This window comes from Bradyrhizobium sp. URHC0002 (assembly GCF_054059515.1).
The window spans coordinates 1,708,121-1,724,244 of the sequence record NZ_JBSSCF010000001.1; the positions used below are offsets into that span (position 1 = coordinate 1,708,121).

Below are 16,124 nucleotides of genomic sequence, written 5' to 3' on the forward strand. Positions count from 1 at the left end.
CGGCATTCGGCCAACGGTCGAGACGTCACCGCTCGGACTTCGTTCGGATCGGAACGTCTTCTTCCTCCAGAATTCGCACCGCCGCGCCTTCCAGATCGTCATATTGCCCGGTCTTGAGCGACCACATGAATGCCGCGAGGGCGGCGAGGCCGAGCCCGAGCGCGATCGGTATCAGGTAAAAATAGTCCTTCATTCGGCAGCCTCCATCACGGCCTTGGTCGGAAGATGCGCAACGCCGGCAGCGTTTGGCGCCGTTCTTCGCCGGCTCTCGAGGCGAAGCGCGTTTGCGACGACCAGAATGGACGATCCGGACATCGCCACTGCCGCAACCAGCGGCGTCACATAGCCAAGGATTGCGATCGGCACGGCAACGACATTGTATGCGGTCGCAAGGGCAAGGTTCTGGCGAACGAGCCGGCCGGCGCTTCGTACGATAGAGATCGCCAGAGGCACCGCCGCCAGGCTCTCATGCAGGAAAACCATATCGGCGGCGTTACGTCCGACGTCTGCCGCTGAAGCCGGCGCCATCGATGCATGCGCTGCTGCCAGCGCCGGCGCGTCGTTCAATCCGTCGCCGACCATCAAAACCTTGCGGCCGGAAGCTTCGAGCGCTGCAATGTGCGTGGTCTTGTCGCCGGGCAACGCGGCAGCAAGATAGGGAACGTCGAGCTCCGCTGCGATCGGCCGTACCGCCTTTTCGCGATCGCCGGAAATCACCTGAACCCGAAATCCCATATCCTTCAGCTCGGCGACCGCCGCTGCCGCGTCCGCCCGGAGTCGGTCCTCGAAGCGAAAATCCGACAGGTGGCTGCCGTTCTTTGCGAGCACGATGGTTTCGTTGCCTGAGCCTGCTTCCACCGCACCGGCGAGCGCCCAGTTCGGCCGGCCCAGCCGGTAGACTGCGGCTCCCGAACGCGCCTGAAGTCCGTATCCAGGACGCTCGGAGATCTCATCGAACGCGATATGAGGTGCGGGAAGGCCGGCGCCGGCCTCGACCAGCGCACGCGAATAAGGGTGGCGCGAATGCGCAGCCAATCCAACCGCGATCGCGGTTGTCTCGCGGTTTGCGTCACACGACTCGACCATGCGTGGGATGCCGACCGTCAGCGTTCCGGTCTTGTCGAACACGACCGTGTCGGCTTCGGCGAGGCGCTCAAGCGCGCCGCCGTCCTTCACCATGATGCCGGCCTCGAACAGCCTGCGGGCCGCGACCACCTGAACCATCGGCACCGCGAGACCGAGCGCGCAAGGGCAAGTGATGATCAGCACGGCAATAGCGACTGTGATCGCATGATGCACATCGGCGGTTGCGACAAGCCAGCCGACAAACGTGATGAATGCCGTCAGGTGGACCGCCGGCGCATAGAGGCTCGCGGCGCGGTCGGCAATGCGTCGGTAGCCGGAGCGTCCTTGCTCGGCGGCTTCCATCATCCGTACCATCTCACCGAGGAACGAATCGCCTGATGTCGCGGTCGCGGTAATGGTCAGAGGTCCCATCAGATTTAGCGTTCCCGCCCGCAGGACCGAGCCGGCGGCCACCGGGACCGGCGCGTGCTCTCCCGACACCAGCGAAACGTCCATTTCCGATATGCCCCTGGTCACGGTCGCATCGACGGGCACGCGGTCGCCGGCCGCCAGCAAAATCGTCATCCCGGGCCGAATCACGTTCGTCGGGAGATAAAGCTGCGTACCGTCCTCCTGCAGTACGAACGCGCCACGCGCAGTAAGCCGCGCCAGCCCTTTTACTGCTAGCCGGGCGCGTTCGCGCACCATGTGGTCGAGCGTGCGTCCCACCAGCAAAATGAACAGCAGGGAGATGGCCGCGTCGAAATAGGCGTGCGGGCCATGTACCACCGTCTCATAGGAACTCATGCCGAAGGCCAGCAACACGCCAAGGGAGATCGGCACATCCATATTGGTGCGTCCGTGCCTCACGGCCTGCCAGGCCGACCGGAAGAATATCCGGCCGGAATATGCCAGCGCGGGAAGGGCGATGATTGCCGACAGCCAATGAAACAGATTACGGGTGTCGGCTTCGGCGCCCGCCCAGACCGACACTGAAAGCAGCATGATGTTGCTCGCAGCGAAGCCTGCGACAGCGAGCGCGCGGACAAGTTCCGATCGTGCATCATCCTTGCTGTCGGGCTCGAAATCGAACAGATGCGCCTGGAAGCCAGCCTGTTCGAGGGTCTCGATCAGTGGCGGCGGAGGCCCGTCGGCTTGCCACCGGACGGTTACACGCCTGGTCGAAAGATTGACGCGGGCGCTTTCCACGCCGGCCAGCCCGCCGAGCGCCTTCTCGATCGTCCGAATACATGTTCCGCAGTGGATCGCGGGCACGGACAAGTCGGTTTGGCGTACACCATCGGCGACGATGGGGCTGGCAAGCAGCACTTCCTCATCGGCTGCGCGCGCATCCAGCGGCAGCGCTACCAATTCAGCTTCCGAACCGCAACAAGCCATCGGCAACAACTCCAGGTGCCGCGTGTCAAACTTGAGGCCGCATCGTCCGGTACGCGTGCCAGCTTCCGTGCCCCAGCACCGGAAAAATAACGATCATTCCCAGCAGTCCGGTCGCGATGCCGATAACAATCAGCACAAGCATGATGGCCGCCCAGGTCAACATGACGGGTAGATTGTTCCAGACCAGCGCCATGCTGGTGCCCATGGCGGTCAAAGCGTCCGTGCGCTCGGTTAGCAGCATCGGAATGGAGAAGGCACTGATGGCGAATGCAAACGCCGCAAACAGGCCCCCGACGGCGCTGCCGATCAGCAACATCGCCCAGCCGACCTCAGTCGTGAACAGCATGGGAATGATGCGGTCGAGACCAGGAAAAGGCCGCAGGCCAAAAAACAGGGCATACAGGATGACAGCGGCGCGCATCCACAACAGCGTCAGCAGAAAGAGCAGCACGCCTGCGAACAGAACCTGGCCACCAGACTCTGGCCTGACGAAGACCATCTGCCACAGGCTGACCGATCTACCTTCTGCAATGCGTCGGCTTTTTTCGTACAGTCCGATTCCGATTATCGGACCAACGACCATGAAACCGGCAAACGCCGGGAGCAGGATGTAGTCGAGGCGAAGCGCGAATAGGCCGACGGTGGTGACGACGGAGACCAGAAACACCAGGAGCCCGTAACTGATGCTGGCTGCCGGATCGATGGTGAAGTCGCGCCAGCCGGCCGAGAGCCAGTCGAAAGCGGCTGCGGGAGCGACGTTTCGCTTCCAGGTCCGCGCGCGCGGCAGAGGTGGAACAACGGCCGGTATCGGCGTCATCATTGATCTCCCTGCTGTCTCATCGCGGCGTGCATGACGATCGTGCCGCGCTGAACTTTCCATCCTTCGCAGATCCCTCGCCCTGGCGCACATGCGTGACGCATTCCGGTTGTGACACGATTGCCACATAGACGAGGTGCGAATTGGCGATCAGCAGCAGCAATAGCCCGGCGCCGACCGCGAGCCAAAGAACGGCCCTGGTTCGGATCTGCCTCGTTGCTGCGCCGGTCGCGCTCATCGTTCGCTCCTGCGGAGGTCAAACAGATAGAGCGCAAGAATTTTACGATCGAGCGGCGAGAGCCTTCCGTCCCAGCTTGGCATGTGACCCTGCCGGCCGCCCCACACGGTATCGTAGACCGACTCGGCGTCGCCGCCGTAGATCCAGGACCGGTCCGTCAGATCAGGTGCACCGAGCTCGGCGTTGCCCTTGGCGTTGTCACCATGGCAGCTGACGCAATTGGCGGCGAAGACGGCCTTGCCGGCCTCGATTTTCGCCGCGGGCACATCTCTCACGACAGTGGGATCGGAAAGGCTGCGCACGTAAGTCACGACGTCGTCGATCTCGCCCTTCTTGAGCATCTGATCGCGCCCGAACGCCATCATCTGCGAGGTGCGGCTTTGTGGGTGGGCCGAATTGACGCCGACTCGGATCGTCTCGGCAATGTTTTCGGGATTGCCACCCCAAAGCCACGACGCCGTCGTCAGATTGGGAAACGCCTTGCCGCCCTGTGCGTTCGATCCATGACATGGCGCGCAATTGTCACCGAACAGCGTGCGACCGGTCTGCCGTACGTTTTCCATCAAGCGGGGATCGGCCTGGATCTGCTTGAAGCCCTCAGCCTCGATGCGTTTGGACCAGGTGCTGCGTTCAAGCGCCGCCTGCGCCAGGCTTTCATTGACGGTGGTGCGCTGATCGATGCCGAGCAGGCCCTTCGTATAGGTCACTCCGAGCGGCCATGCCGGATACAGCACCCAGTAGACGACGGAGAACAAGGCCGTTGCGATCAAGAAGAAATAGACTGGCCGGGGTACCGGCGTGTTCAATTCCTTGATGCCGTTCCATTCGTGACCGGTCGTCATGTAGCCGGAATGGGGATCGCGTTCCTCTACCGCCATGACCGATCTCCAAGTGGCTGCTCGCTATCTGGCTGATCCCGGTGCGGCTTGTCCTCGTCCCCGAGTATGGATTGCGCAGCCTCGTCGAACCGCTTCTTGTTCGACGGCCAGTAGGCATAGGCGACGATGATGACCGAAAGCGCGATCAGATAGAACAGACCGAACGACTTCGAGAACCAGACTGTAAAATCATGGTCCATGATCAACCTCCCGCGGCGTGTTTGTGCGCAGCGTCGGTCAGCTTGCCGAGAATTTGCAGGTAAGCGACCAGGGCATCCATTTCGGTCAGTACGCCCGGTCTGCCGTCGAAGGCGCGGACATTGGTCGCCGCGCCGTAACGTTTGGTAACGCCTTCGGCGAACGGTGTATCAGGCGTAGCCTGTCCGTAGGCATCGGCCTTCGCGTTGGCGATCATGTCATCGGTGTAGGGCACGCCGACCTTGCGAAGCGCGGCAAGATGAACGCCGAGGTCGTCATAGCGCAGTTCGGTGCGGCCGAGCCACGAATAATGCGGCATCACCGATTCCGGGACCACGTCCCGGGGGTTGTTGAGGTGACGCACATGCCATTCGTCCGAATATTTGTTGCCCATGCGCGCGATGTCGGGCCCGGTCCGCTTCGATCCCCAGAGCATCGGATGGTCGTATTTGGATTCAACGGCGAGCGAGTAGGGGCCGTAGCGTTCCACGTCGTCACGCAACGTCCGGATCATCTGCGAATGGCAGGCGTAGCAGCCTTCGCGGAGATAGATGTTGCGGCCTGCGATCTCGAGCGGCGTGTAGAGGCGCATGTCCGGGGCGTCTTCGACGGTCTGGTTGATCGTGAACAGCGGTATGATCTCCACCGCACCGCCGATGGCAGCAACGACGATGATGCCCAGCACCAGGCCGATGGTCTTTCGCTCGAGCCGGTAATGCAGGTTGAACATGCCGGTTCACTCCGCCGGTTGAGGCGCGGAAACGCCTGCGATCGCGGGAACCGGAAGGTCGCCAGCCCGCTCGTCGGCCGGCTGATCGGCCGTCCGTATCGTCATCCAGATGTTGTAGCACCCGACCAATGCGCCGAGCAGGAACAGCAGGCCGCCGATGGCGCGCGCGATATAATAGGGATGCATCGCGACCAGGGTGTCGACAAAGGAATAAGCGAGCGTTCCGCTTTCATTGAAGGTCCGCCACATCAGCCCCTGGATGATGCCGGAGTTCCACATCGCGAAGACGTAGATCACAGTGCCGGCAAGTGCGAGCCAGAAGTGCACCTCCACCAGCCTGGCCGAATACATCCGCTGGCGCTTCCAGAGCCATGGCACCGATGCATAGATTGCGCCGAACGTGATCATGGCAACCCAGCCGAGCGCGCCAGCGTGCACGTGGCCGACGGTCCAGTCGGTATAGTGCGACAGCGCGTTGACGGTGCGAATAGCCATGAACGAGCCTTCGAAAGTGGACAGGCCGTAAAATACCGCCGCGACCATCATGAAGCGCAGGGTGGCGTCGTCGCGCACCTTGTGCCAGGCGCCATTGAGCGTCAGCAGCGCATTGCCGGCCGACGCCCATGAGGGAACCAGCAGCATGACCGAAAACGTCATGCCGAGCGTCTGCACCCAGTGCGGAAGCGCGGTGTAGTGCAGGTGATGCGAACCCGCCCACATGTACATGAAGGTGATGCCCCAGAAGCTGATGATCGACATCCGGTAGGAGAAGATCGGGCGGCCGGCGCGCACCGGAAGGTAGTAGTACATCATGCCGAGGAAGCCGGCCGTGAGGAAGAACGCGACCGCGTTATGCCCGTACCACCACTGTGTCATCGCATCCTGCACGCCGGAGAATGCCGAATAGCTCTTGGCATGACCGATCGAAACCGGGATGGCGAGGCTGTTGACGATGTGGAGCATCGCCACCACCACGATGAAGGCCATAAAGTACCAGTTCGATACGTAGATATGCGGCTCCTTGCGGCGAGCCAGCGTGCGCAGATAGAGCACGAAATAGGTGATCCACACGATGTCCAGCCAGATATCGGCATACCATTCCGGCTCGGCATACTCCTTCGATTGCGTAACGCCCATCAGGTAGCCGGTTGCGGCGAGAACGCAGAACAAATTGTAGCCAAGCAAAACGAACCACGGGGTTACCTGATCCGGCAGGCGAGCACGCGAGGTTCGCTGCACCACATAGAAGGACGTGGCAATCAGCGCATTGCCGCCGAAGCCGAAGATGACGCCGGAAGTGTGCACCGGACGGAGGCGGCCGAAACTCGACCAGGCGCCGTCGAATGTCAGGTTCGGATTAACGAGCTGCCAGGCGATCCAGTCGCCGACGAAAAGTCCAGCCACGACCCAGACCATTGCCAGGACAATGCCCATCCGGCTGGGATCGTCGAAGTATCGATCGAGGCGGTCTTCGCCAGGCTCCGGTGCGTAATATCCGGAGATGACGCCGAAGGCTCCGGCAATCCCCGCCAACAATACGATCGCGCCGTGAATGCCCAGGGGATCATCCTGGCCGGCGACCGCCATGGCAAATCCGCACAAGGAAAGTGCCAGCAGGATAATGAGCGCCAGTTGCCGCTCGTCTTTTGTCAATTGAGCGATCATGAGCTGCAGCCCCTTTGAAGCAACGTGCCGCCTCTAACTTTACGGAACCATGCCAATCCGGTGTATCGGAGCGCGAGAGCAATTCGCATGGATGGCAGTGTTCCGGGAACTGACGTCGATAACTTGATCTGGGTCAACAATCGCGAGGTCGGGCGGCATGTCTGAGCCCCTGTCTTGTTATGGGCTAACACATTATCCGAGTTCGGCTTTCGCCTCGAAGGGCGGCCGCGATCTCCCAGGGCAGGAGTAGCCGAATCCTGATCGCTGCCTGTGCATCGAGTATAGAGACCGCACTTAAAAAGGCGGCCGCTATGCATTCGCAGCAACCGAGATTGGGAGTTTTCGTGCTGGCGAACAGCACAGATGAGCGCCGCAACGCACCTGATCGGGCGCAAAGTGTGCAAACAGCCACGGCGGGGGGGCTTATTCAAGCCCTCCGCCGCGCCGGCTTCTCGTCTTACATAATTGTGAGCCGGTCTTCCGAGGCTAATCCAGCTTCACGTTCGCTTCCTTCACGACCTTGCGCCAGCGCTCGACTTCCGCGGACACCATTTTTGCGAACGCGGGACCCGTGACGTCGGGGACATCGGAGCCGTTGCGTTCCCAGGCTTCCTTGACGGCGGGTGTCTGCATGGCCTTCTGCAATTCCTTGACCATCTGATCGACGATCGCCGGCGGCGTGTTCTTTGGTGCGAACAGGCCGTACCAGGTCGACACTTCATATCCAGCCAGGCCCGCTTCCGCGGCGGTCGGAAGATCGGGGAATGCCGGCACGCGTTTCGGCGCGGCGACGGCGAGCGCGCGCAACTGTCCGGCCCTGACGGGCGCGGCCGACGAGCCGAGCCCGTCGAAGACGACAGGCACGTGGCCGGCGATGAGATCCTGCATCGCGGGTCCGGCCCCGCGATAGGGGACGTGCTGGATGTCGGTCTTGGTCAGGATCTTGAATAGTTCGCCCGCGAGATGATGCGTGGTGCCGGCGCCTGCGGAGCCGTAGTTCAATTTGCCCGGATTGGCTTTGGCGTAGGCGATGAATTCAGCGAGCGTCTTGGCGGCGACCTTGTCCGGATTGACGACCACCACCTGCGGCGGCCGCGCGATCAGCGCCACCGCGATAAAATCCTTCTCGATGTTGTAGTCGAGGTTGGGATAGAGCGAAGATGCAATGGCATGATGCGCCGCGCCCATGAAGAAGGTGTAGCCGTCGGGAGCCGCCTTCGACGCCGCCGATGCGCCGACAGTGCCGCCGGCGCCCGCGCGGTTTTCAATCAGCACGCGCTTGCCCAGCTGTGCATCGAGCTGGGCCGCCAGCGGACGGGCAAAGGCATCGGTGCCGCCGCCGGCCGCGAACGGCACGACGAAGGTGATCGGCTTGTCCGGCCATGTTTGGGCTATGGCTTGGGCCTGGCCGGCCACGGCGGCAACGACCGCCAGGACTGTAAGCACGGCGCACCGGACAACTGTTGGTTTCACGGCATTTTCCTCCGGTTATTGCAAATTGGCGTCCGCCATCGGCGGCGCGATTGTCTTTTCTGCTTCCCTGGTTCTGGCGTTCACCTGGAATGGGCAGGGCAACGAGCCCCACCGTATGCAAGACGCCACGCATGATCCATTAAAATGAGCGCCCGGACACGGGCAGGCACCGGGGCGTTTGGTCGCGCCGCCGTGGGCCAAGTCCACGTGTTGTCGCTGCCGGGCGCCGTCTGCGGCCGGATGCGAGTCGGCGCCGATTATCATCGCGACGATGTACCGGATGATCCCGCAAAGAACGTGACGAAAGTGGGCTTCGGCGGTTCGGGCCGCAGCGGCATCCGCGAGCGTGAACCGGTGGCGCGCAATTTTCTCCCACACCGAGAGGAAATTTCGGCTCCCCACGTCAGTACAATTAGACTCCGGTTGCAAAAATAAATATGCTCGCCTTGGGAATGTGGGGAAAATACCTATGAAATGCCGTGCTGCTGCGCTCGCAATTTTGCTGTGTACGATTTTTGCCAGTTCGAATGCCGAAGCCCGTGGGCCCTACGGTTCGATCAGTGTCGGCAACTGGAAGGGCGGAGCTTACACCAACGACGAAACCGGATCTTTCACGCACTGTGCAGCCGGCGCCCGATACGCCAGCGGGGTCTTTTTTCTCGTGATGATCGACCACAATGGCGGTTGGAGCCTCGGCTTCATGCATGAACAATGGAAGCTGACGACCGGGGAGGCGTTTCCGCTGAACCTGACGTTCGACGGCCAGCAACCGTTCAACGTTCACGGCATTCCGATCGCCGACAAGCTGGTTCGCGTTCCGATGCCGAGCAATTCCTCGCTCATCGCCCAATTTCGAAAGGCGAAGGCAATGACGGCCTATACGCAAGGCCAGCTCTTCCAGTTCAACCTCGATCAGACCGGACAGCTATTGCCGGTATTGGCGCATTGCGTGGCCAAGGTCAGGCAATCGGGCGTGGCCAGCGCCGGCGATTTCTCGGTGCTCCCCGTCGCCAAGGCGGTCGCTGCGGCGGCACCGGACTCGGCGGCCGCGAAGCCCGACAAGCTGCTCGACCAGAAGGGCACCGGCTTCCTTGTGAGTTCGAATGGACACCTCGTGACCAATGCGCACGTGGTGCAGGGCTGCGTCGGCGACATCTTGGGCAATCCGTCCGGCGAGGCACCGGCCAAGCTGCGCCTGGTGTCCAGCGACGAGACCAACGATCTTGCGCTGCTGCAGGCCACGGGCTCGTTCAAGGACATCGCCAAGATTAGGGACAAGGCGATCCAGTCCGGCGACAGCGTGGTGGCAATCGGCTATCCCTTCCATGGACTGCTGACATCCGATTTCACGGTGACGACCGGGATCGTGAGCTCGCTCAGCGGCATCCTGAACGACACGCGCTTTCTGCAGATCAGCGCGGCCGTTCAACCCGGCAATAGCGGCGGGCCGCTATTGGCCTCGAGCGGCGACGTGGTCGGCGTTGTCGCGGCGAAACTGAATGCCATCAAGTTCGTGAGGGTAACGGGCAACATTCCCGAGAACATCAATTTCGCCATCAAGACCGGGGCGCTGAGGGATTTTCTCGATAACAGCGTGGTGCCGTATCAGATCTCCGACGCCAGGGCCGAATTGAAGACGGCCGACATCGCGCGCGATGCAAGGGCGTTTACGTTTCTCATTTCGTGCAAGGCAAAGCCGAAAGAAAAAGAGACCGCGAAGAACTAGGGAAGGACACCCAGCCGCCGTTTTGCCCCTAGCCAATGCCCGCGCGGCCTGAATAAGTAGCCGGATGGGATCAGGGGCAGGCGCGGAACGGCAGGCGATGTTCAGCGTGGCGGCAGTGCGTAGCGATGTGACCGCCGGACTGGTTTCATCGACGGTAGCGATTCCGCTTGCCATGGCGTTCGGCATGTTCGCCTTCGTCAGCCTCGGCGACGAGTATTTCGCCTACGGCGCGATGGCGGGGCTGGTCTCGGCGGTGATCGCGGGCATGGTGTGCGTCGCGCTCGGCGACCGCTCCACGCGTGTCTATGCGCCGCGCATCACCACGACGTTCTTCCTCGGCCTGCTGCTTTTCTCCTTGTTGCATCGCGACACCGCAGGAGGCGGCGAATCCGGCGTTTCCGCCACGCTTCTGGTGTTCTTCGCCATCATTCTGCTCGGTGGCGCCTTTCAGGCGCTGTTCGGGCTGATGCGGCTCGGTTCGCTGATCAAGTTCGCGCCGCATCCGGTCATGGCCGGCTTCCAGAACATGGCGGCGGTGCTGCTTTTCCTGGTCCAGCTTGGCAACGTGCTGGGCCTCGATCACAACGTTCGCTTCACCCACGTCTTCGGAGCGATCGGTGAAACGCGGCCGCTCAGCGTGCTGGTTGCTGCGTTGACGTTTGCGGCGATGTGGCACGCGCGCCGGATCACTACCAGCGTGCCGCCGATTCTGGTTGGCCTCGGCTGCGGCATGCTGGTTTACGGCGGGCTCGCTCTGGTCGGGTTCTCCAACATGCTGGGGCCGGTCATCGGTCCGCCGACGGCAAGTGCGGCGATGCGCACCGTGCTGGTCGACTTTTCCGGGCTGGCGATGGCCGAGCCGCTGGAACGATCGTGGCTGCTGATCGTGTCGAGCGCGCTGGCACTGGCGATCATCGCCTCGATCGATGCGCTGCTCTGCGCCAAGCTCGCCAGCCGGCCCGGCGAACTTCGTGCCGGCGACGACCGCCTGCTCGTTCGCCTTGGCCTCTCCAATGCGATTGCGGCAGCCTTTGGCGGTATCACCAATGGCATCAATATCGGGCCCAGCCTGACCAACCGCGTGTTCGGCGGACAAAGCCCGCTCTCCGTCCTCGTCAACGCCGCGGCGGTTTTGGCGGCAGCGACGCTGCTGTTTCCTTTACTCGCCTATATCCCGCGCGCGGTGCTGTCGGCGGTGGTCATGGTGATCGCCATCCAGCATATCGATCCCTGGACCGGCCAGCTGGCGCGGCGACTGGTCAGGCCCGGGACGCCGCAGCGTGGCGCAATCGCACTTGACCTCGGCGTTTGCCTGTTCGTTTCGCTGTTGTCGATCGCCGTCAACGTGGTCCTGGCGGTGTTCATAGGCATCGTCCTGGCGGTATTGCTGTTCGTGGTTCGCATGAGTCGCTCGAACATTCGCAAGCTCTATCGCTGCGACGTCGTGCGTTCACGACGCTATCGTGACCCGGCCGAGCTCGAGGTGCTGCACGCGAAAGGCGCCTCGGTGCTGGTTGTCGAGCTGCAGGGCGCGCTTTTCTTCGGCAGCGCTGAACGGCTGGCGCAGATCGTCGAGCGAGAAAGTGCGCGGGGCACGGTTGCCGTTCTGCTCGAGATGCGGCGTATCACCGAGATTGATTCGACGGGCGCCCGAATCCTCGGGGACATCGACGCCGCACTCGCAGCCAGCGGCATCAAGCTCGCGCTTGTCCTGTCCACGCGCACCGAGACGGCGGCACGCCTGGCCGACATTTTCCACGCGCCCGATCGTTTCTTCCCGGATATCGATCGCGCCATCGAATGGGCCGAAGACGACCTGCTCCGGCAGACCGCGACGGCGCCTTCAGCGGAATTGCCGCTCGAGCGCCTTCCGCTCGTCAGCGACTTCACGGTGGATCAGATAGCGCGTTTGCAAAACTGGCTCGAGCCCGTGGCCTGGCCGGCCGGGCAAGTCGTTTTCCGCAGCGGCGATCCCGGCTCGTCGCTCTATATTGTCACCCAGGGCCGAGCCAGCGTCCATATCAGGCACGATGGCGGTGACATCAGACTGGTGACTTTCGCGCCCGGTGCGGTGTTTGGCGAACTTGCGCTGCTCGACCGTGGGCCGCGCTCGGCCACGATCACGGCCGACGAGGACCTCAAGGCGCTCGGCCTGTCGGAAGCGTCGTTCGCGGTGTTGTGCCAGCAGCAGCCGGATCTCGCGATCAAATTGTTGACCGCACTCGGCCGCGAACTGAGCGTGCGCATTCGCTACGCCAACATGACGATCCAGCAGCTGGAGACCTGACACGCGCGCTCCGCGCTTGGAAGCCGCCAGCCGTCAACGCGTCCAAGGCTTACCGCCTAGGTTTACCGCCAAGGCTTATCGCGAATTGCCGCGGCCATGCGCGGCTTGGGCATTCCAGCTGCTCCAGCTCACGCTGGCGAGGCTTCGCAGGTCGGTCGCAAGCGGCCGCCGGGTCTGCCGCTCATAGGCGGCGATGATGTGCTGCGACTGCCGGATTTTCTGCTCGAGTTCGGCAATCGCCTTCTGCGTCTTGCCGGTCCTGCTCGATTGGGCAGGCACGCCGACCGTGAACCTCGCGGTTTCGAAGTTCTTCAAGGTCTCGCGAAGCTTCTTGAGCTGGGCGCGGTGCCAAGCGATGGCGCTGTCACTGTCTACCGGCATGCAAACTCTCCTGATTCGTGGCCGAATCTAGCACGCATCGGGCAAGTTGGGCCAAGGGAGGGCGCCGGTCGCGTCATCGAGGCCACCGGTTTCGCAAGGTGCGGTCCGGCTGTTCCCGATTTCGACCCTTTTTTGCCATCGAAGCGACCGCGAGCGAGCCTCCAAACAACAAACTTGCATGGCGATCTGTGCGCAGCGCGGTCCCTCTTATCGTCCTGGCGGCAGAATGCCGGACCTGGCGCAATGGAGCGTGCGAATGAGCGAAGTTGATTTCGAGCGAATTGTCGATGCCGTGCGGAAGGAAATCGCGCTTGCACCGGCGGTGCATTCGTTGACGCGGTTGCGGGCTTCCGACTGGCGAACGAAGACCGGCGGCGACAAGCCAACGTCCCAGCGCCACGCGCCGGTGGCCAGGATTCGCCACGTGGGCGAGGGGCGGAAGCGATACAGGTGAAACGGTGCAGGCTGGGCCAATGGAACGATCAGTGTTCGAAATCGTGAAGGCGCCGCTCGGATGGTCGGTATTTGCCGACAACGTCAAGGTCGGCGGCGTCTACGATTCGCGAGGCGCCGCGCTCGAAGCCGCCGCACTGGCCGCGTCCGATACGATCACCGACGGTGGTGGCGTTCAGATCAACGTGCCCGGCACGGAGGACGAAAAGCCGCGATGGGCCGTCGCGTTCGAAATCGCGGCCGCCATCCTGCCAATGACGAGCGGGCGCGAGCGCTCACGGTAAAGCCCGTGTGAAGGCAATCGCTCGACTTTGACGGATAGCCTCCACTCCCTGGGAGGAATTTCGAACTAGCATGATCTTGTCCGCGCATTCGCGAGCCATGCGTGGATCGACACTGGCCGCCGTCGGTTTTCCGCCGGCGGCCTTTCGTTTCCATGCCCACGCGTTCATTTCACATCGTCGAACGGCGTCACCGAGGGGTTGCCGACGCGCATCCGCTTGATGCGGCGCACCGCCATCGGCGCACCGTCGGACTGGTACTGCAGTTCGTATTTCTTGCCATTCCTGTCGACGGCGCTGCAGGTGATGCTGGAAAGTTCGAGCGTCACGAAGTTGCCGACTTGCTTGCAGAGGCCGGCGGTGGGTTCGACTAACGGCACCGGCAGGCCGTCGGCCTTCGGCCTGTCCCTGGATTTCAGCAGCATCCGGTCGACCGGCAATTCGTACAGATTGGCGTCCTGCCTTCGCCCGTTGTCGCCGGAGAACGTGATGATGTGGCTGTCATCGTTGGGATCGTCGAGCGCCACGGTAAAATTCGCCCGGCCTTCCTCGGTCTGGAAGAAAGCAACCGCCCGGCAGCCAAAGTCCCGTCCCGCGACCTTGAGCGTGTTGCACCTGCCGGACATCATCGCAAAGATGACAGTGTCGGGCTCTGGCCGCGGCAGTTCGTCCTGGGCGAAGGCAGGCGTTGCAATGAAAATGATGGCAAGGGCGAAAGCCTGCCGGCAAAATTTCATGGTCATGCCCGGTTGATAGGACATGGCGCGCTGTGTGACCAGAGTCTCGCAAGGTTCCCCAAGTGCACCAGGGCGAGATGGCCTGTTTTGCAGCGCCAAACGGCAATCAGAAATCGAGCGGAGCGTTGTCGACCACCTCCTTCATGACGAAGAAAGTCCGGGTCTGGCGGACGCCCGGCAGCGCGATCAATTGTTCGCCGTGGATGCGGTTGAAATCCTCCATGTCGCCGACGCGGATCTTGAGGAAGTAGTCGAAATCGCCGGCCACCAGATGGCAATCCAGCACGAATTTCAGTTGCGCGATTGCCCGCTCGAAGATGGCAAAGCTTTCCGGTGTGGAGCGGTCGAGCACGACGCCGACCATGACCAGGGCCCCCTTGCCGACCTTGCGCGGCGCCACCATCGCCCTGACCTGGGCGATGAACCCCTCGTCGAACAGGCGCTGGGTGCGCCGGTGACAGGTTGCGGCGCTGACGCCGGCCGTTTCGGCCAGCTCGGCATTGGTCAGTCGGCCGCTATTCTGCAGCAAACGCAAGATCTTAAGGTCAATGCGGTCGAGCCTGCCGGCCATGAAAGAATCTCTCAACAATATCTAGGATAACGGATGAAATGATAGTTTATTTCGGTGGATGCGCAATATTCATAAATAGAATCAGGCAAATTAGAGAGCACCTTTCCAGCCCTCGATGATACGGGCGTTCCCGGAGATCCGCACCATCAACGGGGATGACGATGCTGAAGAAATTCGAACGCTATCCGCTCACCTTTGGGCCCACCCATATCGAAAAGCTGGAGCGGCTCTCCGAGCACCTCGGCGGTCAGGTCGAGCTCTACGCCAAGCGGGAGGATTGCAATTCGGGGCTGGCCTTCGGCGGTAACAAGCTGCGCAAGCTCGAATACATCATCCCGGATGCGATCGCTTCCAATGCGGATACGCTGGTCTCGATCGGCGGCGTGCAGTCCAACCATACCCGCATGGTTGCAGCGGTGGCGGCCAAGATCGGCATGAAGTGCCGCCTGGTGCAGGAAAGCTGGGTGCCGCATGAGGATGCGGTCTACGACCGTGTCGGCAATATCCTGCTCAGCCGCGTCATGGGCGCCGACGTGCAGTTGGTCGATGAAGGTTTTGACATCGGCATTCGCCAAAGCTGGGAAGAGGCGATCGCCGACGTGAAGGCCAAGGGCGGCAAGCCCTATGCAATCCCGGCCGGCGCCTCCGTGCATAAATATGGTGGGCTCGGCTATGTCGGCTTTGCCGAAGAGGTCAGGGCGCAGGAGAAGGAGCTCGGCTTCGCCTTCGACTACATCGTGGTCTGCACGGTTACCGGTTCGACTCACGCCGGCATGCTGGTGGGATTTGCCCAGGATGGCCGCGCGCGCAAGGTGATCGGCATCGACGCTTCCTTCACCCCGGCCCAGACCAAGGCCCAGGTGCTCGAGATCGCCCGTGGCACCGCCAGCCTCGTTGAATTGGGCCAAGGGATCGTCGAGGACGACGTCGTCCTGATCGAGGACTACGCCTATCCGGCCTATGGCGTTCCCTCACAGGAAACCAAGGAAGCGATCCGGCTCTGCGCGCGCCTCGAGGGCATGATCACCGATCCCGTCTACGAGGGAAAATCCATGCAGGGCATGATCGATCTCGTGAACAAGGGCTATTTCCCGAAGGGATCGAAGGTGCTCTACGCCCATCTCGGCGGTGCGCCCGCGATCAACGGATACGCGTATACCTTCCGGAATGGCTGAGGGTTCAGCGTTTTCGAGCGAAGTGGATGCCGGTTCGCGTGAAGAAAACGC

The 16,124-nt window shown here is 62.2% G+C and carries 18 protein-coding genes; 6 read left to right on the forward strand and 12 right to left on the reverse strand.

Annotated features, from left to right (window positions below; all coding sequences use genetic code 11):
* Window positions 1-25 precede the first annotated feature (25 nt).
* The 9 genes from ccoS to ACVWVY_RS08150 all read right to left on the reverse strand — a co-directional run bounded on the left by ccoS (window position 26) and on the right by ACVWVY_RS08150 (window position 8,462).
* Window positions 26-193 (reverse strand): cbb3-type cytochrome oxidase assembly protein CcoS, encoded by a 168-nt coding sequence (gene ccoS / locus ACVWVY_RS08110; RefSeq protein ID WP_456625878.1) that lies wholly within the window; start codon window positions 191-193, stop codon window positions 26-28.
* On the reverse strand, window positions 190-2,463 hold the full coding sequence (locus tag ACVWVY_RS08115; RefSeq protein ID WP_456625879.1) for a heavy metal translocating P-type ATPase: 2,274 nt from the start codon (window positions 2,461-2,463) through the stop codon (window positions 190-192). Before ACVWVY_RS08115 ends, ccoS begins: the two co-directional genes overlap by 4 nt.
* A 25-nt stretch (window positions 2,464-2,488) precedes the next feature.
* The gene (locus tag ACVWVY_RS08120; protein ID WP_456625880.1) at window positions 2,489-3,280 is read right to left on the reverse strand and encodes a DUF2189 domain-containing protein; all 792 of its coding nucleotides are present in this window, start codon (window positions 3,278-3,280) and stop codon (window positions 2,489-2,491) included.
* Window positions 3,281-3,299: 19 nt separating this feature from the next.
* A complete protein-coding gene (locus ACVWVY_RS08125; RefSeq protein ID WP_456625881.1) occupies window positions 3,300-3,518 on the reverse strand; it encodes a hypothetical protein in 219 nt (72 codons plus the stop codon).
* Window positions 3,515-4,396, reverse strand: coding sequence for a cytochrome-c oxidase, cbb3-type subunit III (gene ccoP / locus ACVWVY_RS08130; protein WP_456625882.1), 882 nt, complete (start codon window positions 4,394-4,396; stop codon window positions 3,515-3,517). The genes ACVWVY_RS08125 and ccoP overlap by 4 nt, the downstream gene beginning before the upstream one ends.
* Window positions 4,387-4,596, reverse strand: a complete 210-nt coding sequence (locus ACVWVY_RS08135; protein WP_456625883.1) for a cbb3-type cytochrome oxidase subunit 3 — start codon at window positions 4,594-4,596, stop codon at window positions 4,387-4,389. Before ACVWVY_RS08135 ends, ccoP begins: the two co-directional genes overlap by 10 nt.
* A 2-nt stretch (window positions 4,597-4,598) precedes the next feature.
* Window positions 4,599-5,324 carry a cytochrome-c oxidase, cbb3-type subunit II gene (gene ccoO, locus ACVWVY_RS08140; protein ID WP_456625884.1) on the reverse strand — a complete coding sequence of 242 codons (726 nt, stop codon included), beginning with the start codon at window positions 5,322-5,324 and terminating at the stop codon, window positions 4,599-4,601.
* Window positions 5,325-5,330: 6 nt separating this feature from the next.
* Complete coding sequence (gene ccoN / locus ACVWVY_RS08145) at window positions 5,331-6,989, reverse strand: cytochrome-c oxidase, cbb3-type subunit I (RefSeq protein ID WP_456625885.1); 1,659 nt, start codon at window positions 6,987-6,989, stop codon at window positions 5,331-5,333.
* Window positions 6,990-7,475: 486 nt separating this feature from the next.
* On the reverse strand, window positions 7,476-8,462 hold the full coding sequence (locus tag ACVWVY_RS08150; protein WP_456625886.1) for a Bug family tripartite tricarboxylate transporter substrate binding protein: 987 nt from the start codon (window positions 8,460-8,462) through the stop codon (window positions 7,476-7,478).
* Window positions 8,463-8,606: 144 nt separating this feature from the next.
* Here ACVWVY_RS08150 and ACVWVY_RS08155 point away from each other — a divergent pair, with 144 nt between their 5' ends.
* From ACVWVY_RS08155 to ACVWVY_RS08165, 3 genes are all read left to right on the forward strand, one after another.
* On the forward strand, window positions 8,607-8,897 hold the full coding sequence (locus ACVWVY_RS08155) for a hypothetical protein (RefSeq protein WP_456625887.1): 291 nt from the start codon (window positions 8,607-8,609) through the stop codon (window positions 8,895-8,897).
* 34 nt (window positions 8,898-8,931) lie between these two features.
* Window positions 8,932-10,188: a S1C family serine protease gene (locus ACVWVY_RS08160; protein WP_456625888.1), complete on the forward strand. Its 1,257-nt coding sequence runs from the start codon at window positions 8,932-8,934 to the stop codon at window positions 10,186-10,188.
* Between the two features lie 64 nt (window positions 10,189-10,252).
* Window positions 10,253-12,475, forward strand: a complete 2,223-nt coding sequence (locus ACVWVY_RS08165; RefSeq protein WP_456625889.1) for an SLC26A/SulP transporter family protein — start codon at window positions 10,253-10,255, stop codon at window positions 12,473-12,475.
* A gap of 75 nt (window positions 12,476-12,550) precedes the next feature.
* On the opposite strand, the gene ACVWVY_RS08170 is transcribed toward ACVWVY_RS08165, so the two are convergent.
* Entirely contained in the window at window positions 12,551-12,856 is a 306-nt protein-coding gene (locus ACVWVY_RS08170; RefSeq protein WP_456625890.1) for a hypothetical protein, read from the reverse strand.
* Between the two features lie 256 nt (window positions 12,857-13,112).
* Here ACVWVY_RS08170 and ACVWVY_RS08175 point away from each other — a divergent pair, with 256 nt between their 5' ends.
* Both ACVWVY_RS08175 and ACVWVY_RS08180 read left to right on the forward strand, forming a co-directional pair.
* Window positions 13,113-13,310, forward strand: a complete 198-nt coding sequence (locus ACVWVY_RS08175; protein WP_456625891.1) for a hypothetical protein — start codon at window positions 13,113-13,115, stop codon at window positions 13,308-13,310.
* Between the two features lie 19 nt (window positions 13,311-13,329).
* Window positions 13,330-13,593 (forward strand): hypothetical protein, encoded by a 264-nt coding sequence (locus ACVWVY_RS08180; protein WP_456625892.1) that lies wholly within the window; start codon window positions 13,330-13,332, stop codon window positions 13,591-13,593.
* A 164-nt stretch (window positions 13,594-13,757) separates the two neighbouring features.
* Here the strand turns inward: ACVWVY_RS08180 and ACVWVY_RS08185 are convergent, their stop codons facing one another.
* Window positions 13,758-14,351 (reverse strand): hypothetical protein, encoded by a 594-nt coding sequence (locus tag ACVWVY_RS08185; protein ID WP_456625893.1) that lies wholly within the window; start codon window positions 14,349-14,351, stop codon window positions 13,758-13,760.
* Window positions 14,352-14,433: 82 nt separating this feature from the next.
* Window positions 14,434-14,898, reverse strand: coding sequence for an Lrp/AsnC family transcriptional regulator (locus ACVWVY_RS08190; RefSeq protein ID WP_456625894.1), 465 nt, complete (start codon window positions 14,896-14,898; stop codon window positions 14,434-14,436).
* Window positions 14,899-15,059: 161 nt separating this feature from the next.
* Here ACVWVY_RS08190 and ACVWVY_RS08195 point away from each other — a divergent pair, with 161 nt between their 5' ends.
* A complete protein-coding gene (locus ACVWVY_RS08195) occupies window positions 15,060-16,073 on the forward strand; it encodes a 1-aminocyclopropane-1-carboxylate deaminase (RefSeq protein ID WP_456625895.1) in 1,014 nt (337 codons plus the stop codon).
* Window positions 16,074-16,124 lie beyond the last annotated feature (51 nt).